General features: G+C 43.7%; 14 protein-coding genes. 8 read left to right on the forward strand and 6 right to left on the reverse strand.

What is annotated here, in order from left to right; genetic code table 11:
• Positions 1-1,496: polyribonucleotide nucleotidyltransferase (gene pnp, locus RR876_RS13395; RefSeq protein WP_332637093.1), on the reverse strand; the 1,496-nt coding region annotated here is incomplete at its 3' end.
• 260 nt (positions 1,497-1,756) lie between these two features.
• The gene (gene rpsO / locus RR876_RS13400) at positions 1,757-2,026 is read right to left on the reverse strand and encodes a 30S ribosomal protein S15 (RefSeq protein WP_004692669.1); all 270 of its coding nucleotides are present in this window, start codon (positions 2,024-2,026) and stop codon (positions 1,757-1,759) included.
• Between the two features lie 251 nt (positions 2,027-2,277).
• On the opposite strand from rpsO, the gene RR876_RS13405 reads away from it, so the two are divergent.
• Complete coding sequence (locus RR876_RS13405) at positions 2,278-3,576, forward strand: serine hydrolase domain-containing protein (protein WP_332478286.1); 1,299 nt, start codon at positions 2,278-2,280, stop codon at positions 3,574-3,576.
• A gap of 684 nt (positions 3,577-4,260) precedes the next feature.
• On the opposite strand, the gene recD is transcribed toward RR876_RS13405, so the two are convergent.
• The 3 genes from recD to RR876_RS13420 form a co-directional block, all read right to left on the reverse strand.
• Entirely contained in the window at positions 4,261-5,988 is a 1,728-nt protein-coding gene (gene recD, locus RR876_RS13410; protein ID WP_332478294.1) for an exodeoxyribonuclease V subunit alpha, read from the reverse strand.
• Positions 5,989-6,084: 96 nt separating this feature from the next.
• Positions 6,085-9,837 (reverse strand): UvrD-helicase domain-containing protein, encoded by a 3,753-nt coding sequence (locus RR876_RS13415; protein ID WP_332481921.1) that lies wholly within the window; start codon positions 9,835-9,837, stop codon positions 6,085-6,087.
• Between the two features lie 3 nt (positions 9,838-9,840).
• The gene (locus tag RR876_RS13420) at positions 9,841-13,521 is read right to left on the reverse strand and encodes an exodeoxyribonuclease V subunit gamma (RefSeq protein WP_332637088.1); all 3,681 of its coding nucleotides are present in this window, start codon (positions 13,519-13,521) and stop codon (positions 9,841-9,843) included.
• 178 nt (positions 13,522-13,699) lie between these two features.
• Between RR876_RS13420 and RR876_RS13425 the strand changes: the two genes are divergently transcribed.
• Positions 13,700-14,242: a hypothetical protein gene (locus tag RR876_RS13425; RefSeq protein WP_004692676.1), complete on the forward strand. Its 543-nt coding sequence runs from the start codon at positions 13,700-13,702 to the stop codon at positions 14,240-14,242.
• Positions 14,243-14,877: 635 nt separating this feature from the next.
• Here RR876_RS13425 and RR876_RS13430 read toward each other — a convergent pair.
• Positions 14,878-16,305, reverse strand: coding sequence for a phosphate--AMP phosphotransferase (locus RR876_RS13430; RefSeq protein WP_332478283.1), 1,428 nt, complete (start codon positions 16,303-16,305; stop codon positions 14,878-14,880).
• 196 nt (positions 16,306-16,501) lie between these two features.
• On the opposite strand from RR876_RS13430, the gene RR876_RS13435 reads away from it, so the two are divergent.
• The 6 genes from RR876_RS13435 (at position 16,502) to RR876_RS13460 (ending at position 23,430) form a co-directional block, all read left to right on the forward strand.
• On the forward strand, positions 16,502-17,206 hold the full coding sequence (locus RR876_RS13435; RefSeq protein WP_332478282.1) for a hypothetical protein: 705 nt from the start codon (positions 16,502-16,504) through the stop codon (positions 17,204-17,206).
• Between the two features lie 167 nt (positions 17,207-17,373).
• Positions 17,374-18,318 carry a bifunctional demethylmenaquinone methyltransferase/2-methoxy-6-polyprenyl-1,4-benzoquinol methylase UbiE gene (ubiE, locus tag RR876_RS13440; protein WP_151835679.1) on the forward strand — a complete coding sequence of 315 codons (945 nt, stop codon included), beginning with the start codon at positions 17,374-17,376 and terminating at the stop codon, positions 18,316-18,318.
• Positions 18,319-18,341: 23 nt separating this feature from the next.
• Positions 18,342-19,013 carry a hypothetical protein gene (locus RR876_RS13445; protein ID WP_332478281.1) on the forward strand — a complete coding sequence of 224 codons (672 nt, stop codon included), beginning with the start codon at positions 18,342-18,344 and terminating at the stop codon, positions 19,011-19,013.
• Positions 19,014-19,025: 12 nt separating this feature from the next.
• On the forward strand, positions 19,026-20,645 hold the full coding sequence (locus RR876_RS13450) for an AarF/UbiB family protein (protein WP_004692684.1): 1,620 nt from the start codon (positions 19,026-19,028) through the stop codon (positions 20,643-20,645).
• Between the two features lie 162 nt (positions 20,646-20,807).
• Positions 20,808-21,884: a patatin-like phospholipase family protein gene (locus RR876_RS13455; RefSeq protein WP_332478280.1), complete on the forward strand. Its 1,077-nt coding sequence runs from the start codon at positions 20,808-20,810 to the stop codon at positions 21,882-21,884.
• A gap of 259 nt (positions 21,885-22,143) precedes the next feature.
• The gene (locus tag RR876_RS13460) at positions 22,144-23,430 is read left to right on the forward strand and encodes an NAD(P)/FAD-dependent oxidoreductase (RefSeq protein WP_332478279.1); all 1,287 of its coding nucleotides are present in this window, start codon (positions 22,144-22,146) and stop codon (positions 23,428-23,430) included.
• Positions 23,431-23,547: the final 117 nt, after the last annotated feature.

Here is a 23,547-nt window from a genome sequence, read left to right on the forward strand (position 1 = left end):
GCAGAACCCGCTACTTTAAAGTCCATGTCGCCTAAGTGATCTTCGTCACCTAAGATGTCAGAAAGAACTGCGAAACGCTCGCCTTCTTTCACTAGACCCATTGCAATACCTGCAACTGGCGCTTTCAGTGGAACACCTGCATCCATAAGTGATAATGAAGCACCACATACAGAAGCCATTGAAGATGAACCGTTTGATTCAGTAATATCCGATACGATACGAATCACGTACGGGAAGCGGTCAGCTGCTGGAAGAACCGCTTGAACACCACGACGTGCCAAACGACCATGACCGATTTCACGACGCTTAGGACCAGATTCACGACCAGTTTCACCGACAGAGTACGCAGGGAAGTTGTAGTGCAACATGAAGTTGTCAGTTTTAGTACCAGCTAGGGTATCAACCATCAACGCATCACGGGTATTACCTAAAGTGGTAGTTACCAACGCCTGAGTTTCACCACGTGTGAACAATGCAGAACCGTGTGCACGGCCTAATACGCCCACTTGAACATCAATGGCACGAACAGTTTTTGTGTCACGACCATCAATACGTGGCTTACCAGACAAGATGTTGTCACGTACCGTACGGTATTTAAGGTCTTCGAATAATTCGTCAACTTCAGCAGCAATGCCAGTTTCATCATTTTCAGGAACGAACTGAGCAACAGCTTCTACGTGAAGTGCATCTAATGCTGCGTAACGGTCTTGCTTAACAGCAATTGTATACGCTTCAGAGATTTTCGCTTCGAAAGCTTCTTTCAATTTGCCAAGAAGTTCTTCGTTTTTAACTGGAGCAACCCAAGTCGATTCAACCGCACCCGCAGCAGCAGCAAATTCTTTAATCGCTTGAATTGCGATTTGCATTTCGTCATGACCGAAAAGCACAGCACCCAACATTTGGTCTTCTGAAAGTTCTTTCGCTTCAGATTCAACCATCAACACAGCTGATTCTGTACCTGCAACAACAAGGTCAAGATCACTTTCTTTCAACTGTTCGTTGTTTGGGTTAAGGATGTATTCACCGTTGATTAAACCAACGCGTGCACCTGCGATTGGACCACGGAATGGAACACCTGCAATCGACATCGCAGCTGAAGCACCCAACATTGCAGCAATATCCGCATCCATCGTTTTGTCCGAAGAAACAACTGTTGCTGTCACTTGGATTTCGTTATAGAAACCTTCTGGGAACAATGGACGAATTGGACGGTCAATTAAGCGAGAAATTAACGTTTCAGATTCAGTCTGACGACCTTCACGCTTGCCATAACCACCGGGGATACGACCTGCAGCATATTGTTTTTCTTGATAGTTAACAGTCAACGGGAAGAAGTCTTGACCTGCTTTCGCTTTTGGTTGAGCAACAATAGCAACCAGTACGGTTACGCCACCCATAGTGATCACAACAGTGTTTGCTTGACGAGCAACACGACCTGTTTCTAAAACAACTGTGTGTTGACCATATTGGAATTCTTTACGAATAATATTAAACATAGACATGTATTTTTCTTTCCTGATTTTTATTCTAGTGGAGACCCCTAAGGTTTGGCATTCACATCGCCATTTCAGGCAACTGTATAAATGACAAAGCTTAGAAGCCGACCTCACCAGAGACTAAAAATATGATTTTAAGACACAAAGAAGGAGCGAAACATTCGCCCCTTCCCCATTACCTCACAGAAGCAAGGTAGACTTTCTTTTTCAGTAATAAAGCATTCAAAATGCGATAGTCCGAAAATAAAAGTTTAATCGAATTAACGACGTAAACCTAAAGCAGCAATCAAGTCGCTGTAACGAGTAGCGTCTTTACCTTTAAGGTAATCAAGAAGCTTACGACGTTGGTTAACCATACGGATAAGACCGCGACGGCTATGGTGGTCGTGTTTGTGCTCTTTGAAGTGACCTTGTAAATCATTGATTTGAGCAGTTAAAAGAGCTACTTGAACTTCTGGTGAACCAGTGTCGTTTTCAGCGCGAGCAAATTTAGCAATGATCTCTGCGCGATCTGCGTTTGTTAAAGCCATTCGATTTCTCCGAGATGCTTATAAGTTACATTTGATACAAATCAAATTGATTCTTCAAAACCAAGTTGACTGCCGTGCATCACTACAGCAAGGCATTATTTTAAGGGATCTAGCGCTATATTGCAAAAATGTTTTATGTTCGCAGTCAATTCGGCAACTGACGGCTTTGCACAAATCATGCACAATAATGACAATTCTGATTTTCAGTATCAGACTCAAATCCAATAAAAACGAAAAATAGAGAGAAATTTGTGAAAATTTTATCTGCCAATACCTGTTATGTCCCCCATGACCTCAACCACGTGATGCGTTCTAAGAATGAAGTCTCCGCTACCCTGGGTGGCATGAATGACGCACAAATTCAAAGCATCTGGGCCAGTGTAGAGTCCCTATATAAAACAGGAAACTACCCTTTCATTAGCCTCTGTTTACGTCGTCAGGGACAAATATTGTTAAATCGCAGTATTGGTTATGCGCAAGGCAACTCACCCGATGGTTTAGTGGCAGATGCGAAAATTGGCACACCCGATACCCCAGTTTGCTTATTTTCCGCCTCTAAAATAGTTACAGCCATGCTGATTCATATGTTGGATGAACGCGGTGATCTGAATTTACTCGATCCGATTAGCCACTATATTCCCGAATATGGCGTAAACGGTAAACGTCGTGCCACCATTTTCCATTTGCTCGCTCATCGTGGGGGCATTCCGCGCATTGATAGTAAAGTCACGCCTGAACTGTTGTTTAATCAAGATCAAATTTTAGAACGTCTTTATGCGGCACAACCCGTTTCAGCTTCGGGCACACATCTGGCGTATCATGCCGTGACGTCCGGTTATATTTTAGGGGAAATTATTGAGCGGGTAACGGGTCAAACGGCTCGCGAGTTTCTTGCCGAAAATATCGAAAAACCCATGGGCTTAAATTACTTTAACTATGGCCTAAAACCTGAGTATCGAGCGGATGTCGCTTTAAACTATGCCACAGGTCTACATCCACGTTTAGGCACAGACCATTATCTTAATCGGGTACTGGGTGGTGGTTTACAATTGGCCGTCGATGTGACCAATGATGCACGCTTTATGGACACGATTTGCCCAGCAGGCAACATTTATACCAGTGCCGAACAAGCTGGTCGTTTCTTTGAAATGCTCTTGAGTGGTGGCGAATACCAAGGCAAACAAATCATGAGTGCCCAAACAGTATTTCGTTCGACATTAGCCACGTCAGGAGTCAGTTTAGATCGGACATTATTAGTCCCGATGCGTTATGCTTTAGGCCCAATGTTAGGTAGCAATCCTATTGGGTTATTTGGACCCATGACTGGGCAAGCCTTTGGACATCTCGGATTTTCCAATATTCTCTGCTGGGCCGATCCAGAACGTGATATTAGTGTATCGCTGTTAACCACAGGAAAGTCAGTCGTCGGGACTCACTTACCAGCTTTAGCGAAAACACTTTATCAAATCTCAAAGCATTGTCCCAAAATCTTAAAGCACCAACGTCGCTCCTTATTTGCAACGGATCGAAGCGAAACAGATTTAGTCTGAGCATAAAAAAAAGCCCAAGTAAACTTGGGCTTTTTTGCGCTGTAGTGTTCTTTTATTTTTGTTCTTGTTGTTTTGGTTATCATTATAATAATGCGCTTTTCCGCGTCTTGTATTAAACATTCCATGTTTAATTATTTACGTCCTTATGTGACACATTTTGCCACACAGAGCTAAAGAGAAAAGTCGCATTTTGCTCGTCTCTATGTAAGCGATTGCTTACATTAAACTCTCAATTTCTCCACAATTGAACCTAAAGCACACTCTAAAACGTAACAAACAATACTTAAATCAATACAAAACAGATACTTAATTAATGAAAAACTACAAACTGCATTATAGTGTACCAATAGCTATTCGACCTTTCATATATTAATGTATTTGTGTTCAGATAAGTGATTGGCTATTTTTTGTCATATTATGCCAATTCACCAAATATAAAAAAGCCTTGTAGTCTCTCCCAAAACTACAAGGCTTAGCGGCTGTAAGTTTCCTCTTTCACCTACTTCACTGTAAGTTCGCTGTCTACTGACGTTATTATTATCTTTTTGCGATTATACTCAACATTCCGTGTTGAGCTCTTTATGTGAAGCCATCTTCTCAAAATCCTCAGCAAAGCTCTATGCGCAAATCTCCTGAATCCATGTAAGCCATTTCGTACAAAACCCCTATTTGTTTATTAAATCTTCACAATTGAATTTGTTGATTAATTTTTCTTGATAGACCGCTTTCACGGGTGGTTCGAGTCACCATAGCATGTACAAATGCATCGGCATCGACCAGTAAACTGACCACTTTTTTCGCCCGCGTAATTGCGGTATAAATCAACTCTTTACTGAGTAATTTTTCAGCCTGCCGATCTAATACCACCGCGGTATGGGTGAACTCAGAGCCTTGGGATTTGTGAATAGTCAGCGCAAAAGCCGTTTCAATATTTTTCGGTAATCGTGTCGCGGCTACCCATTTATCCAGACTAGGGAAATACACCTCAAACTGCAACTTGCCTTGTTGAACGCGCTGTAAACACAGGCCAATATCGCCATTTGACAAGCCCAACTGATAGTCGTTATAAGTCATCATCACAGGACGACCCAAGTACCACTCACCCTGCTTGATTTGTTTTAACTGTTCCAATAGGCGCTGCTCGATTTGCATATTGAGCTGTTTTAGGCCGAAATGGCCATGACGAATGGCGGCTAAAATACGGTAATCATCAAAATATTGAATCACTTTGGGTACGAGAGACTCATTAGGATTTTGCTGATATTGCTTTAAAGCCTCGACATAGTCCTGAAAGCCAAGCATCAACAGATCATAATAATGTTGTAACTGCTCTGCAGATAAAGCCTGCTCAGGCAACAACTCGAGTTGTAGATAATCGACCTTGACCTGATCCAACTCAACCACCTTCAACGCCGTGGCATTTACCACTTGCTGTTGAAAATTGTGCAATACAGTCTGTTTTTCAGCAGGATACGTCATTAAGTCAAAACACGCTTGTTGTTGAATAAATTGTGCCAACTTTCCAATCCGTGCATCTGATTTGAAACGACGACTATTGACCAAATTGACTCTATTTTCAGCCAAAGCTGGAACCTGTTGTAGATCGGCGAGCACAGAACCGACATCGACCGAAGCCAACTGATCGGCATCTCCCAATAAAATCAAACGAGCTTGGTTTGGCATGGCAGAAAAGAGCATCTGCGCCAAATTTAAATCCAGCATGGATGCTTCATCAACGACAATTACATCATAAGGTAAAGGTTGTCTGCTATGAAAACGCGGTTGCTGCGTATTCCCTAAACCCAAAAGTCGATGTAGCGTCACAGGATTTAAGTTTTTCAAATCTGGACTAACTAAGTCTTGTAACTTTTCATCCTGAAAAGAGTTCTGAAGGGCTTCTTTCATCCGCTGCGCCGCCTTACCTGTCGGTGCAGCCATCGCAATACGAATATCAGGCAGACTTTGCTTGAGCACCGCAATAATACGCGCCAAGGTATAGGTTTTCCCTGTGCCCGGACCACCTGTAATGATCGAGAGCGCCTGCTCAGCCACCATCGCCAAAGCCTGTTTTTGGTGTGGATCTTCAAGTAAATGAGCATAAGCTGAAATATCCACTTGCGTTAAGTCTTGCAGTTTTAACCGCGCCACTTGCTGGGCTAAGGACTGCTCTAAAGCCCAATAACGATACAGATATAATTGTTGCTGATCATAGACAAACGGCGCTTTTTGTTGCTGTGCCTGCTGTTCATCCATCACCAAATCATCTAAGGCAGTCACAGCTTCAGATGCAACTGAGATACAACTCTCACCACGTAGCATGGCTTCAAGAACCTGTTGAATCACTTCACTTCGCGCTTCGGTGAGCCCTGTTTTACTCAACGGTGACTGCTGAATAAACTGACTCCAACGCATTAACCATGTGTCTACCACGGCAGCCTGATCAATACTGGCTTTATGAACATTTTCCACACGGTTATCCTCAAAGTTATCCACAGCTTAATTCTTTGTTTATGAGTGACTAATTTCACTTAATTCAGAAGTTTTGCCTACATGATTTTCAGTAGAAGTATCCTCAGCAAAATAACCCAAGATGGCATCTAGTCTTAAAATAAATTCTGGGCTGGCATGCCAACTTAAAACCCCTTGATTGGGCTGTCCATTCATCCCTCTCAAATAGAGATAACTCGCCTGTCCAAGATGTTCTTCAATGTCATAGTCCAGCAAATTCACTGTTAAATAACGATGCAATGCCACCAAATATAAGCCCGCCTGCAACCAATAACTGGCATGCGACATATTCAATTGGATTGCATCATCATTGTAACTCTGCTGATCCGCCCCTAAGAAGTTACTTTTATAATCGGCAATGTGATAACGCTGACCATCAAAATAAACCAAGTCAATCGAACCAGTCAGATAACGAGCAGAATTGGCTTCATTTAAGTCGAGCAGATCAATGCCGTATTCTTGAAATAATGCCTGTATGCGTTTAATCGCTAGCACATGATCGGACAATGACAAATAAAAAGGAAACTCAGCCAAGTGTTCATCGGCTTTAAGTTTCTTCAACTGAAAGCTGTCATGCAAAGGTGTTTCTAGCACATCTGCTAACCACGCTTGCATCCACAGCACCAATTGAGTTTCATCATCCTGTCCAAACTCGTGTTGATATTTACCCAATAACTCTTGCCACAGTAAGGGGCTATCATTTTTAAAACGACGATGAATTTCCAGCCCCCAGTCACGTGAGTCCTGAAAATCAATGTGCTCGAAAATTTCGTGCAGGAAGGTTCCGGCAGTCGTCCCCATTGGAAACTGCCGTTTAATCCAAGCCAAAGGCTGACTCAGTTCCACATCCTCAAGTACGGGATGATTGATCTCGTCATCCGCACTGCCCACTTTCTCGCTCAAAACCGCTAAGGCATCCATTGCCTCTTTGCGACTCAAATGCTGTACCAACGCGCTAAAACTGGTTTTGGAACGTGGATAAAAACGCTGTTCAGGAAAAGCCAAAGCTTGTAACTGAATGATCTCTTGCTGCTCCGCTGGCTGTAAACGGATCGGCTTTTCAGTCAGCAGCCCCTCATCACCACTGGCAGGATGTTCAAACAGATTACCGGCTTGGCCACGCCAAAATGCCAATGCCGTATTTGATTTATATTCCTGATCTTGCAGTAAGGCATACACGCGGTGGCTCGCACGGGTCAGTGCGACGTACCATAAGCGATGCTGCTCTGCTTCGGCTCGCTCATTGTGTTGATCAATCGCGGCTGGGTCTAACAGATTTGCATCATTTACTGCCACGATGCGCTGCAACTCGCTCTGCCCTGTCGTCGGATTGATCTGTTCCAGAGTTGAAAAGTTTAAGGTTTTATTCATTTCCTTAAAGTCTTTGTCGGCACCCAGCAAGAACACAATTTTAAACTCTAGACCTTTGGACTGATGAATGGTCATCAGCTGTACGCCTATGGCATTGGAGAGTTTTCGTTCTAACTCCCACTCACGTTCCGCAGGCAAATGTAGCTGTTTGAGATACCAATGATACAGTTTCTGCGCGCCTTGAAACTGTTCACTATGTTGGCTCAGCAACTCAGTCAAATGCCGTAGATTGACCACAGTCCGTTCGTTGTCTCGGCTTTGGTAAGCCACCAAGTTTTTCCACACTTTAAAGAGGTTTAAAGCGTACTGCCATGCACTTAAAAACCCTTTATTAATCCACATGTCGCGGATGTCATCAAAATCCGCCATAAACTGGCTCAGACCGTTGGCTTGCTTTTCCAGTTCCAGTAACTGTTTTAAATCAATCGCCAATAGCCGGCTCAAAAGCGCACGGCGAACTTTGGCTTCATCAAAAGGATGCATCATTGCAGTCAATAGCGCACCAACATCTTTCGCGACCTGACTTTCAAACACACTGCGTTTAGACGGACGGTTGACCAAAATTCCCAAACGCTCTAGTTCAAACTGGACTTTGTCCAAGCCATCATGGTTTTTCGACAACACCGCGATATCATTTGCCCCAATAAACTGTGGCGGATCATCTGCCACATAGAGTTGCTGTTGAATGCCTTGGTTGATTAAATCACGGATTTTCCATGCCACTTGTTGAGCTTCATTTTTCTTGTCTTCAAGTAACAGCCAACGCAGCGGTACATGGTTTTCGCCCTGTGCATCGACCAAAGCGGGATGGGGACGAGTCCCTGCTTCTACAGGCTGATAATAGACCTGCTCACCAAAGTCCTGTTGGCGTTGAAATAAAGCATCCACCACCTGTACCAACTTTTGCACAGAGCGATGGTTATATTTCAAACTATACTGCCGACCTTGCTTTGCCAAAACATCTAAACGCGCTTTGTTATACGTCAGCATGTCACCACCTCGAAAGCCATAAATGGCTTGTTTCGGGTCACCGACCATAATCATACAGCCTTGATGATAACGCTGTGCATCACGCCAAATCCGCGCTAACATATCATCTTGGTCTTGGTTGGTATCTTGAAACTCATCCACTAAAATGAGCGGATAGCGCGCCTGTACAAACTGAGCAAAGCGCCTGCCTTGTTCGCCCTGTAAGGCTTCTGACAAGGTCCGGATTTGTTGGGCAAAGGTCGTTTCACTCTTTTGCTGCAAGACTTGTGGTAATCGCTTTTTCACCTCGGAGCTTAAGTGATATTTCAAATATGCATCCAACAAGTCCAAATTGAGCTCTAGCTCTGCCAACGCCTCTAAGAAACTGCGGACCTGCCGCCACACAGGATGCTGTTCAAACTGTTCCAACACATCTACAGCACATTTGTTTAAGACTTTTTTCGTTGCGAGGTCAGTCAGGTGCTTTAAGGTTTTTTCAAAATGTGGTGCGAATAAGGCATAAGCCCGCTGCTCTTTCAGTGCAGTCAAAAAAGCAGGTAAGTCCTGACATAGGATGCGTTGCATCAAGGCATCGGTACGCCATTTTTTCCCCAACACTGCATGATATTGCCCTTCGGGGGCATAATAGTCTTTCAAGCTTTCAATCTGCGCCACATCCAACGCGGTAAATTGATCAATGGCCTGCTCAAATTGCGTCAAATCAAGCACAGGTTTTTCCACCTGTTGAAACTGTGCCGATGCAAAGTTCAAACTATTTTCAACAATTGGCACATAAGCTTGTTCGGTTTTTAATTTTTGTTTTAACAGTAAATAATTCACCACAGGCTGCGGCTGTGCCTGAATCCACTCGCGTAACACATCATGAATGAGCTGCTGAGTATAACTCTGCGCATCATCGGTAATATCCGCACGCTCAATCTTGCCACTTTCAAAAGAAAACTCACGCAATAACTTTTGACTAAAACTGTCCAATGTCCCGACAAATAACTCATCTAACTGATCAATCACCAACTTCAAACGCTCTTGGGCAAAACCGACCCGCTGTGCATAGTCTGTGAGCACCTTGGTAAAAAGCGGATCTTGTTCAACAGTTATTTTGGCCTGTATTTCTCGCCCGGTCAGACTCTGACAACCTTCAAAATAACGTAAAGTTTCAATCAAGCGTGCCCGAACGCGACTTTTCAGCTCCGCAGCGGCAGCACGGGTGAAGGTGGTTGCAATGACCTGATTCGGCAAATAGGCCCCGAGAAAAATACGCACCATCAAACTGGATAAAGTAAAAGTCTTGCCTGTGCCTGCTGAAGCTTCAATCCAATGCAAGCCCTGAAAGCTCATATCGGCAATGGGTTGATAAGACATGTTTGATGTGGTGACCTGAGACTGTGCTGTCATGACTTAGTCCTCAAGGCTTTGCTGATGCAAAAAGATCGGATGATATAAATCATAAGAAAACTGCTCACAGGCATGGACAAGTAATGCTTTGGCATCCTGCTCTTGTAAAATAAACTGCCAGTCGCGGTGTGCTTTATTGGCTTCGTTTTCAGTCATTGAAAAACCACTAAAGCGACCATCTTCTTCCCACACTTTATAAATGGCGTCCATGTCCGCAATCACACTCTGTTCCTGATCATTCAATTGCCATTCATGGGTTTTATCTTTTTCTGCAATTTTTAACAACAAGGCCGCAGGTAAAACTAAGGGCTGGGTTTGTGCATACTCCCATGCTTTCAACCAAGGTTTGAGCCATTCACGCGCCTGATTTGAACTCACACCAGTGCATAAAATGGTTCGGTCACTAAACACCACTATGCGTTGATACTGCGCTCCGCCCTCACCCAAATTGACATAAGCCAACCACAGTAAATACTCTAACCAAACTTTGGCACGGCGCTTTGCTCTGGCACTGGATGCTTCTACATTGACCCATTTTTCAGCACTGTATTTGGCTAGGGTGACATTGATCTGTAAATGTTCATTCACCTTCCAGACTTGTTGGGTCGTGGCTGTGGCCTCAGGCGCATAGCGTTGTAAACGGGTCAGCAAGCGCTGCTGTTCAAGCACGCTCATTTGCCAGACCCCATCTTGCACTTTACCAATCGGCAGTTGATCCATCAAAAGATTGGCATCCGCTTTTGCCTCATGTTGTTGTAAAAAATGACGGATGGCATAACGTCCTAAACCATCGAGCAGTAACGGTTCTTGCGTTGCAGGAATCTCTTCTGGTTTTAAATTTTCCACGCCTAAAGTCTTGAGATACAACCGTGCAGGGAAAGTGATGTCTTGAATCCACTGCTGACTGTCAATAACTTGAATGTCTTGCTCTAATTTTGGATAAGGCGTGTTAACCCAACTGCTCCGTTGCCCTGATGCATGTTGTAGTTGTTTCGCGACCTGAAACCATTGATCTTGAAAACGGATACTGTGCTCAGACTCAAAACCACGTGGATCAAAAGGCAATAAAGGATGGACATGATACAGCGATGCCAACTGTGCAGGGACAGTCACGCCATGCTGATCAACCGTTGCGTTGGCACTCTTGCTTTGTGTGTCAGGTTGAACAATAAAGTCCAAATGCTGAATCAATTCTTGCAACACTGTAGACGGATCACGGACTTCACCATCGTTGATATCAAAGCCATTATAAAATAACCATAAGTTCTCTTGTGCCAACAACAACGCATCTAGAAAAGCTCCTTGATCATCTTCCAAACGGGAACGATCCCCCAGTTGTGGCTTCAGTAAATCCATTAGGTCAAAAGGCAAATGCGCACTACGGTTGGGAAACTTGCCACTGTCCAAGCCCAACATCACGATCAACTTATACGGCACAGGTCGAATCTGACCAATTTGACTAAATGTGATCTGCCCTGTGGGTTCTGCATAGTCCAATTGCGCTTCTAAAGTCTTTTGGATTTCTTCTAATACATAAGGCAAAGGTAAACTTAAACTGCGCAGTGCATGATGGTCGTGTTCATCATAGAAACTCGCCAAGGTCAGCATACGTTCTTGTTTTTTGACCATCTTATACACTGCGGCCAAAGACTCGACACCCGCAGCTTCAAACTCGCGAATATCCTCCATCAAACGATTCAGCCAAGTTTCAGCAGTCGTCCGTTGTCCAGTTTCATGCGCGATCATCCACTCGGAACGGTGTTTAAAATCTTGATAAATTTCAATCAAAATACCAATCAGCTCAAAATCACTCGACTGTACTTGGGCATAGCTTAAAGTCTCATGACACAGCACATGCTCTGGTACAGCGACGCCTAACGCCAAACGATCTAAAGCAAACTTCAGACTATAACGATAGTCTTCATCCCCTTCGGCCAAACTGCGTTTTAAATGTTCAGCATCCAATCCACGTTTAAAGCCCGCGTTGATCAACAACTCCGTCATCCGCTCAATCATATTCATGTCTAAGCCATAACGTTGCTGCGTTGCATTTAAACTGAGCCAATCGGCAAAGTCCTCAATACTGAAACGCCCCCGCACCAAGACCATCCGTCCCAATACAGCACGCCATGCATTTAAGGCATCGAGTTGAGTCACACCTGCCAGCTTAATCGGTAAATAAATACTGTCTTTACTCAGTTGATGGCCCTTTTGCAAAGCCTCACGCTCATGTGGAGGAGGCGCAAAAACACTGCGAATAAAAGGCTCTAGCTCAGTCAAACTGGGCGTCAACACTAAAATATCGCTTGGACGTCGCGGTGCATCAGCTGTGCCCTGAGCCAACCAATGTGTCAGCTGATCTTTAAGGACTTCAAGCTGTCTGAGGCTGGAATGACAAACATGAATCTGTATCGAATCATCTTGTTCAGCCAAGGCATACTGATGCTGCGTAGGCTCCACCAAATACAGGACATCAGACTGAATTTTACCAAGTAAAGTTTCTGGATATTCATCAACAAAGACGTCGGCCCACACCCCATCTTCACCTGAAGAAAGGCTGGAAAGTAAAGAGAAATGGTCGCGCGCTTGTTTACCCAATCGGGTCAGTAAAGGATGGCGAGACTCTCGGGTTTCTGCATTAAAATTGAGGGTAAACTCATCAAAAAACTGCTGAATCTTGGCATCATTGGCATTTGGATTTTTTTCAATAAAACGCTGCTTCACTCGTGCGTCATAACGCGCTTTCCAGTTAGGATCGACACTGTCCGCCCAGTATTCTTGTGATGGGTTATAGTGAAAAATAAAGATATCGAGGTACTGCCCCAATCGATGCAAAAACTCCAATTGTTTTGGCGGTAAATCTAAAACCGTAAACACCACCAACTGCGCAGGCAATTTTTTCAGTGCAGCATCTCGGGTCTCGGCTTGATCGAGCAAGTCCCAAAATGCAATATCAATACGCTGAATTTGTTCAAAGTCGGCATGGAATACCACTTGCCAGAGCCAACGCTGCCACGCTTCCAATTCATGCGCTTGATTGAGTTGAAAAGCGCTGAGTTCTTGATGGGTTTTAAAGAACATCTGCTCCAAATCGAGCGGCTGGTTTTTGCCCCATGCTTGCAACCAATTGGTCTGGCAACGGCAATTTTGCGGTGGACAGCCTTTGGTGCAATGCCCACGATAATCCATATAAAAACTAAACAGCCGTGAAACCTGCTCCGCGACCCAATACAACATGCTTTGTTTTTTCAGCTGTTTATCAATACCCTGTTGCAAACGGTCGGCACTGGCATAGATCCGCTGAATAATCGGAAAAAGCGGATGAGCAACCTCTAAAGGATTCAGCTCGGCTTGTATAAATTCTTTTAAGGCTTGAAAGACACGCCATTTAATAATCAATCGCGGAATATTGGCTTTACGGACTTCATCTTTTTGGTCGACCAAAACCCACTGATAAGCCGACCATTGAAAACCACGTATACGATGATGAAACTGCGTGTTGGCACTGATGCCCTGCTGTTCTGCCAACTTTTGCGTTAGCCACGCCTCAACCGCAGGTGAAGGTACAATAAAGTGCTGGGCTTGCAGCACTTGAAAGGCATTTTTGGCCGGTTTAAAGACGGTTTTTTGCATGGCTTGCAACAGAACATCAATACGCTGACTTTGTATTACGTGTATTGCCATGTTTCCCCTCAAATGACCGTCTTATGAAAAATCTACAAAAGCACACAGATTATTGACTATACTTCTGGTTCTGTCTATGTCACTTTGATGACATATTTCTATTTAAAATTTGCTTTAAAATACGCACTTTAAGCAAAACTAGAATCAATGTGAATCAGGATATTTTAGGGTTTAGAAGATGAAATTAGAGCATATTCCAGAAAAAATTGATCCCTCTTTAAATTTAGAACAAATCCGCGAAGAATGTTTGGACTTAGTCAAAAAGCGCGCCTATTTTTCCGCAGGTGCCGCGGTTATTCCAGTCCCTTTCTTGGATGTGGTGATTGATGTGGGCATATTGTCGCAGTTGATTCCCGAAATTAACGCCCGCTTTGGTTTAACCCCTGAGCAAGTCAGTGTCTACGACCCAGAAACCAAGCAAATACATTGGTCAGAACTGCGTAAACGTGGCGTTGAGTTCTCTGGACTGGTGGTGGCACGTACAGCCGTGAAGAAATCCCTCAATAACATGGCAGCTAAATACATCACCAAACAAGTCACCAAATTCATTCCCTTAGGTGGACAAATGATTGCGGCCAGCTTGGGTTATGTCGTGATGAAAAAAATTGCGGAAACCCATGTGGAAGAGTCGTATAAGCTCGCCAAAGGCATTCAACTAAAACAAGCCGCTGAACAGGGTGTTCCTGTTGCAGCGCCAGTGACTCAAATTCCTTTGAGTTAAAGAACTAAATCCGCCTCTATAAAAAACGGTCAAATGACCTTAATGCCAGTCAATGAAAAGCCGACTGGCATGTCTTTTTAAACTCTAAATTCTCGTCGATACGCGACAACGTCATTCGCAACCTGCTCAGCCTTTAAAATGGACTGTTTTTGCAATAAAAGTTGTTTTACACACAGAAATTGAACAGGTTTTGCAAATGACAAATGTTTTTGGTTCTTTTGGCTAAAAACAAAAGAACCAAACTAACTCCAAAAATTAGACTTAAAGCGGTAAGACTCCGCAATAAAGAGCTAAAAATTTAACCTGAAATCGACTTAAATATTCCTCAAACTTATTGAAAAATAATTATCTTGGCGGAGTCTTATCAGGCCCTTATCCAATTTCATCATTCGCCAGCGGCTCGCCTACTTTTCTTTCGGGAAAAGTAGGCAAACCATTTTCATCTGCAAAACCTGTTCTCTTTTTGGATTTATTAAAATAAATCGCAGAAACATTATTTTACTTACACCATGCAGGTTGCAGATGACATTTCCGTGTATCGTATTTTTTGTCGAACTCAGGTTAAAAGTTAAAAAGGTTAATACGAAACGACTTAACTAACTGACATTAGGTCAAATGACCGTTTTTTATGCTTTTTAATCCGTGTCGCGATCCGCTTTGAGCTGTTTTAAAATTGCCCTTAAGACTTCAATTCGGGCCTGTTGTTTATCATTGGTGGAAATAATATACCAAGGCGCATAACCCGTATCGGTATGTGCAAACATATCCGCGGCTGCCTTTAAATAGTCATCCCATTTGTCGCGATTGCGCCAATCTTCTTCGGTAATTTTAAAGCGTTTATGCGGAGTACTTTCGCGAGCTTTAAAACGCGCCGCTTGTTCATCTTTATCTATCGCCAGCCAAAACTTAATCAGCACGGTTTGGCTATTGCTGAGGTTTTTTTCAAAACGATTGATTTCCGCATAAGCACGTTGCCACTCCACCTCAGTTGCGAAGCCTTCTACCCGTTCTACCAAAACGCGTCCATACCACGTCCGATCAAAAATAGTGATGTCATCTGACTGCAACTTGCTCCAAAAGCGCCACTGATAAGGACGGCGTAACTCATACTTTTCAGGTGCGGCAATGGTATGAATTTCATATTCTCGCGGGTCGAGCTTTTTCACAATGCGCTTAATCGCACCACCTTTACCTGCGGCATCCATACCTTCAAAAGCAATCACCACTTTACGGTCATCACAGCGGATGGCATCGGCCACTTGTTTGGTGAGTTTTTTTAACTCTGCTTTATAGTTTGCATCCTCAGCTTGAGGATCTGCAAACTGAGTCAGAATATCTGGTACCGGCGCCTGCTGCCACTTTAGCGCGGCCTTTTTTTCATGCTCTGGACAGTGACGCAGCGCCGTTAAAATCGCTTGTGCAAAATTATGATTACGTAAATCTTCATCTTCCCCATCAATGATTTGCCAGTCGTCGGTGAAACGCGTACGTAGTTTTTGCAAAGTGTCGTATTGTTTTTTATTGCGCCAGTCTAGCCCATGCAATTTATGCCAATGCACTTCGCTCGGGTCCATATCATCCAGACGCTTTTGCAAAGACTTCCACGACAAATCGAACCAGACTTTTAAGACATCTACATTGTTATTTTTTAAGTCCTGCTCAAAAGCCCGCATATTGCTGATGTATTCATCAAACAACGTATCGTCTAGAGGCTTTGAAGCATGCATAGCTGTAGCCAACAAGTCCCCATACCAGTTACCAAACCACACCATAATTTGCCCTTCGGCAGGTACAAATCGAGTATAGGGCTGCCAAAACGGTTCTTTTAGATTAAACAAATGAGGTGGATCGGCTTTGACATATAAAAAACGCGGATCGACCCATTCGCGCAGCTGTTTCACCGCTTCACCTTTACCCGCAAGTTCAATTCCACTGACCAAAATCACTAAACTTTTTGCATTGCTCTGATCACGGGTATTCATCAACGCATATTGCGCTTCAATTAAGTCCAGTGAAAGCTGTTCTTCGTTCAGCACTGTACTGGCGATCGTTTCTGTATCCATTACCCCCTCCTTTTTTCTATTTAATCAGATCACTAGATCCTAAAAAATGATGATCTAGATGATTTTCATATGTATCTTTTGACTACTTCTACATCAAACTGACCACAAATAAATAGTTTTTTTGTCACTTTGTCATAGCGAGTTCCGTCATCACGCACTAAGATTTAGCTATCTTTAAATAGAACTGAGACAGCAAATGTCCAAACTCGCCGCCCTCGATGAGCTTTTAGAACAGTATTACCAATTGCATTATCATCAAGATTCGGTGCTCTTCCAACGTTTACAAGATGTCCAAGTCTGGCAAAAGCAACGGATGCAACGCACGCATAACCGTGCTTTCGCAGAAAAACAGAACCTCTTGATGGCCGAGTATTTTATCAACCGTTTATATGGTGGCCCAGATTTTGACGCTTTGGCAGGACAAATTGCGCGCTTGAACAAATATGCGCATAAAGCGGAGAAATTAATTCCCGAAAATGCTATTAAAACGGGTACCTCTGGGGTTGAGTTAGCGATTTTGGCGGTGCGACTGGATGAACAAGTGGCGATGCAATTGCTGAAAGATCACCATCCCTATGAAGCCTTAACCGATGATTTGATGCGTCAAGCCTACTTAAAACTAGAGCAAGGCGAAGAACGTTTGAAACAGCTATATTTACTCGATCAATTGGGTAAGAACCTCGATAAATACATGCGCTCTTTTATGGTCTATACCGCTTTTAAGATGTGTAAAGGAACGGCTAACAAATATAACTTCAATGTCATGTATGAATTTATGCAGGATGGCTTTTTAGCCATGAAACCGCTAAAGTCGGCAGAGAAATTTGTGAAAGACTTTACTGCGGTGGAACGTCAAATTATTGACAAAGTCCATGCGGGGCATTTGTATCCTTTTCAGTAAATTTCAACGAATGACTTGATAAAAATAAGCCAACAGCAGCTTTGCTCTGCTGTTTTTCTGTATATTATTCAGCACAATTGCATGATGGTTACTGTACAACGTCCTAGAATCTGTCATCATGCATGCACTGCAACATTTACCCTATTGCTATGTTAGGAGTGACTCCCATGTCGAATGAAAATCAAACGCCTACCGCTACTCAAGAGTCGGCACAAAACACAGACAAAGTGAGTCCATTTTTAACTGAACCATTACCCCAAGGCACGGCGCAAGGTCAGCAAAAATCATTACAACAACAGTTGACTGATACCCCTGTGACGGGTTCTGTACCCAAATACAATCTTCCTCGTGGTGCTAACACAGGTAATGTCGGCAGTACTACACACTTTGGTTACCAAACAGTCAGCAGTGATGACAAAGCCCAAAAAGTGGCGGAGGTTTTCCACTCGGTTGCCAGCAAATACGACATTATGAATGACTTGATGTCTTTTGGTATTCACCGTCTATGGAAACGCTTTGCAATCAATATGTCAGGGGTTCGTCGTGGTCAACGCGTGCTAGATATTGCTGGTGGGACAGGCGACTTGGCTAAAGTGTTTAGCCGCGAAGTTGGCCCTACTGGTCATGTGGTACTTTCAGACATTAATGAATCGATGTTGAATGTTGGTCGTGACCGACTGATTGATGCAGGCTGTACCAATGTTGACTTCGTATTAGCCAATGCTGAAACCCTAGAGCCATTTGAAGACAACAGCTTCGACCTACTCACGATCTCGTTTGGTCTACGTAATGTGACCGATAAAGATGCAGCACTTGCAGCGATGTACCGCGTGCTTAAGCCAGGTGGTCGCCTACTGGTATTAGAGTTCTCTAAACCTGTGTTTGAGCCTTTTTCAAAACTGTACGACCTATACTCGTTCACTGCCTTACCAATCATGGGCAAAATTATTGCCAATGACTCAGAAAGCTACAAATATTTAGCCGAGTCCATTCGTATGCACCCAGACCAACGCACGTTGAAAGGCATGATGGAAAATGCAGGCTTCCAAAACTGTGACTATCACAACCTGACAGGTGGTATCGTTGCTGTACACCGTGGTTTTAAACTTTAAAATTAAACGTTTAAGGGCAAATTATGTGGTCGATTCTGGCACTCGGTGCAGTTGAACGATTAATTCATCATGTGATTAATTTGGATGCGATCACTCGCATCCAGCTCAATGAACTACAAGGCAAGATGTTACGTGTGGTGATCGCGTCCCCGCAACTGTCTGTAGATGTGTTCTTTGACCAAGCTAAAGTGCGCTTAGAACCTACCGTTACGGGGCATAGTGAAACAGCGTCCATTTTTGAACAACGCCCGTTTGATCAAGCTCAGTCTCACACCCCAGCAACCGCAACTTTAACAGTGGCCAATGTGGTTGAGCTGCTCAAGCTTTTACTGGCGGATGATGTCGGCAATATCCCGCTGCAAGGTGACTATCACCTTCTGCAAGATATTCAACGGATTATGCAACAAGCTGAGCCTGATTTGGCTGCGCATCTAAGCCCGTGGATTGGCCCAAGTTTGGCACATGAATTGGCCAAAATCCAACTGGCACCGAAGCACATCAAACAGACCTTACAAAGTCATTTGTTTTTTGCTGAAGATGCCTTAAAAGAAGACAGTGGTCTATTTGCCCCACGTTGGCAAATGGATGATCTACATCAAGATACCCGCATTTTTAATCAAAACTTAGATCGTGCCGAAGCCAAAATTCAACAACTTCAAGCACAGATTGACACTCAAGACTCAACTCAAAACTAGGTATTTGCATATATGATTCCGCACGTTTCACGTTTACTCGAACTTTGGCGCATTGCCGCGCACTATAGACTCGACACGTTGTTTCCTGCGGAAGAATTGCCTGAAAAAGCACGCCATGCGCTGGGTGTAATTCGTATGCACCCTGCGGCATGGTCCAGTCGTGAACGAAAAAATCCACTGAAGCTCAAACAAGCTTTAGAGGAAATGGGACCACTAGCGATTAAAATGGGACAGTTGCTGTCTACTCGTCGAGACCTAATTCCACCTGAAGTACTACAGCAACTGGTTTTACTCCAAGACCGTGTCAAACCGTTTGGTTCTGATGTGGCGAAAATGCGCATTCAAGACTCACTGAAAGCCGATGTAAACACGCTGTTTGCTCGCTTCGACGAACAACCCTTGGCAGCAGCCTCGATTGCTCAAGTACATACGGCCGCTTTACATGATGGTCGCGAAGTGGTGGTGAAAGTCACCCGTCCCGCTATTCGTAGTCAAATTTTACAAGACTTTGAAATTTTAGAATGGCTAGGTGATTTTCTAGAAAAACGCCTAGAAGCCGCGCGTGCATTGCACTTATCTGAAATTATTCAGGACTATCGTCAAGTCATTTTAAATGAACTGGATTTGACCTTAGAAGCCGACAATACCCGTCGTATGCGTCATTACTTTACAGGCTCAAGCATGATGTATGTGCCTGAAGTCTATATGGATAGCAAAGACGTGATGGTGGCCGAACGCATTACCGGCGTTCCCATTTCAGACATTGAAACCTTCGAAAAGCTGGGAATGGATCGTAAAGATCTGGCGGAAAAAGGCTTAACCATTTTCTTTACCCAAGTCTTCCGTGACAACTTTTTCCATGCCGACATGCATCCGGGCAATGTCTTCGTTGAAACCCTAAACCCAAGCCAACCCCGCTATATTGCGCTGGACTGTGCCATTATGGGTGAGTTGTCGAAGCATGACCAAATGACCGTGGCACGTATGCTGCTTGCGGTCATGAACAGCGACTTTATGCAACTGATTCAAATCGTGCATCAAGCTGGTTGGATTCCACCGGGCACAGACCAAGATGCACTAGCACGTGAAATGCGTCGCACGGTCGGGCCAATGGTGTCCAAACCTATGCATGAATTGGACTTCGCGGGCATTTTGATTCAAGTGATGGATATTGCACGACGCTTCCATTTGGAAATTCCACCACAGCTGATGCTGCTGCTTAAAACCCTCGTGCATGTTGAGGGTTTAGGTACAGACCTTTACCCAGAGCTGGACATTTGGAGTTTGGCAAAGCCAATCCTGACCGATTGGATCAAAGCGCAAATGAATCCACAGAAGAACCTAAAAGAGCTGGGACAAAAAATTCCAGACTTACTTTTAGGGGCACAAGACTTCCCGACGCTGTTGGTCGATAGCTTAAATGGTCTCAAAAACCAATCAGCTTGGCATGCTAAACAGCTCAATGAACTACAAAGCATGCGCCTGCAAATGGAACATCAGCAAAAGCGCAGTTGGATTTTTGGCAGTCTCATGGCCATTTTGCTGTCGATTGCGATTATCTCGCCTTGGTTTATTTCAGTGATTTTAATTGTACTCACCAGCTTACTGGCGGTGTGGCGCGTGTTTAAATAGACGCTTTCTGCTGTATTAAAAGCCTGAGTCTCTCAGGCTTTTTTATGTTTAGGTTTTATGTCGGAAGTGACTCCCAAGTCATTCTTGGATCACTTTTGCCAATGCGCTCATTCTCTCACCAGTTAAAATGACAATACATATTGTCTATTTTGAATGATCACGATGACTCAAATCCTGCATAAACACCCTCCAGCTTTAAGCATTCGTGCAGGTAAATTAGCACGTCAACTCATTCAAAGCGAAGGCTTACAAGCTGAGCAGGTCGATATTGTACCCGGTGCCGCAGGTGGGCCCAAAGGGATCGGGATTCAAGGTTTAGACCAAGCCATTTTTGGTGAATTCTTTGCCCGTGCACCACAAAGACGGACTTTGATTGGTTCTTCCATTGGCAGTTGGCGCTTTGCCAGCATCTTAGCGCACGGTGCAAAAGCAGGTACCGAACGTTTAGGTGAACTCTATACCAATCTCTATTTTGACAAAAAAATGCAGCGTCAAGAAGTCAGTGATATTTGCCGTGGCATGCTGCTCGACTTGGTGCAAGGTAAGGAAGAGGAACTAGTAGATCATCCAGACTACCACCTTGCAGTCCTCTCGATTAAAGCACAGCACATCTTCCAAAGTGACCAAGTTCTGCCGCTCTTGGCTTCTGTAGCAGGTATCATCGGCACAACCGCTGTTGCACGGAAACATAGCCGCCACTTTATGCAACGGGTGATTAGTCAGCCCAGTAATGGTAAACAATTTAAAGTGGAAGATGATTTTCTCACTCATTATCACAGTCTCACCGCTGCAAACGTTCTGCCTTGGCTGATTGCCTCAGCCTCTATTCCAGGCGTGATGGCCGCAATTCGCGATATTCCAGATGCACCACAAGGCAGTTATCGTGATGGTGGTCTGATTGATTATCACATCGATCTGCCTTTTGAGAGTCAAGGCATTGTGCTTTATCCTCACTTTACGGACAGCATTACGCCGGGGTGGTTTGATAAACTGTTTAAACGTCGCGCCAATCCTGAAAACCAAGCCCGTACGCTACTCCTGTCTCCATCCCAAGACTATTTACGGAGCTTACCTTTAGGACGCCTGCCCGATCGTAAAGATTTCACCCTCAAAGGGCTCGACCAAAAACAGCGCATTCAAATGTGGAACCAATGTATTTCTGAAAGTCAGCGCTTAGGCGATGAGTTCTTGGAAATGGTGGAAAAACAGCATTTTGCACAGGTCATACAAGATTTATAAACAAAATTTGCGCATGAATGTAATCTTGTTTAATCTGACCAAATAAAGAAAAATCGAGATTACATTTTTTTATGCTAACAATAATTTCAAGTGAACAAGAAAAGTATGGCCAAATCATTGAATTACAAAATGAATCGTGGAAAAAAGTGTTATTGCAAGCTCATTAGAGGATTTCATTCAAATCAACATCGACCAGTTAAAAAAATCGGATGATATTCGTTACGCATTCATTTTAGACAATGGTTAAATCATTCGATCTATGATTCCTAATCACTCCCCCCACTTCGCCATTATCGGTGCAGGAACCGCAGGATTAGCCACTGCGATTTTACTGGCTCGACAAAATATTCAAGTCAGTATTTTAGAGAAAGCCTCAGAACTTGAACCTGTCGGAGCAGGACTGTTATTACAGCCCTCTGGTTTAGCTGTTTTTGAGCATTTAGGCCTTTTAGATGAAATTTTAAGACTGGGTGCAAAAGTCACTGGACTCAAAGGTCAGTTACCGAGTGGAAATTTACTGGTCAATAGCCATTATCAACAAGCGCATCCTGATTTTTATGGTGTCGGTATTCATCGAGCAACGTTATGCCATGTTTTAGAAAATAAATGCCGTGAATATCCTGAACTCATTACATCGTATATGAATACCAACATTCAAAAATTAGAAGAAACATCCAATCAAGTCCAAGTTTTGGGTACAAAAGATGGTGAATCATTTGATCAAGCTTTTGATGCTGTGATCATTGCCAATGGCGCACGCAGCCTTTTAAGACCCAAAGAATGGGTGAAGGTTGATCAAGCTTATCCTTGGGGAGCCAAATGGACGATTGTTCCTGAATGCCTTGAATTAGATACAGAAATTTTACATCAGTTTCATGATCGCTCTAAAATGATGATGGGAATCTTACCGACAGGTACAGTCCCACATGAACCCAAGCAAAGACTATCGAGTGTGTTTTGGAGTCTTCCAAGCCATCAACTGAATAACTTTCTACACAATTCACAAGCACACTCAGACTGGCTAAACGAAGTGTCTAAGCGTTGGAAACCTGCTGCGGATTGGTTAGAACAAGTCATCGCCAAACCTGAACAAAAACCACAATGGTTAACTGCAAATTATCGTGATGTCGTCATGTCTAAGTTTGGTGAAGGTCGTATTGGTGTGATTGGTGATGCAGCACATGCCATGAGCCCACAACTCGGCCAAGGTGCAAATATGGCCCTTTTGGATGCATGGGCTTTGGGGCAAGCGGTTCAAAGCGCAAGAAAAAATGAAAGGATTGATTATGTTCAACTCTGGCAGACTTACCATCAGCATCGACAGAGTTCGACTGCATTTTATCAATTTTTAAGTCGCTTACTCACACCGCTTTACCAGTCTGATCTTTGGTGGGCGGGCGGTTTACGTGATTTAAGCTTTGCTTGGATGTATCGAATCCCCTATTTTCGTAAAGAAATGGCGGTGACAATTTCAGGTTTAAAATTAGGCATGTTCAACCAAATGAACTATCAAGATATTGCAAAACAAAACAATCATTCTATGTAGAATGCGACGACAATCACCGTCATCCGCTTTGGATGGGTGACGGATAGATGAATTTTTAAAATACATCAATTAAGCCACTGTGAGATAACTGTAGAAAGTTTCTCCTTTATTCTGTTT

Source organism: Acinetobacter sp., from assembly GCF_036666595.1.
Taxonomy (GTDB): Bacteria; Pseudomonadota; Gammaproteobacteria; order Pseudomonadales; family Moraxellaceae; genus Acinetobacter.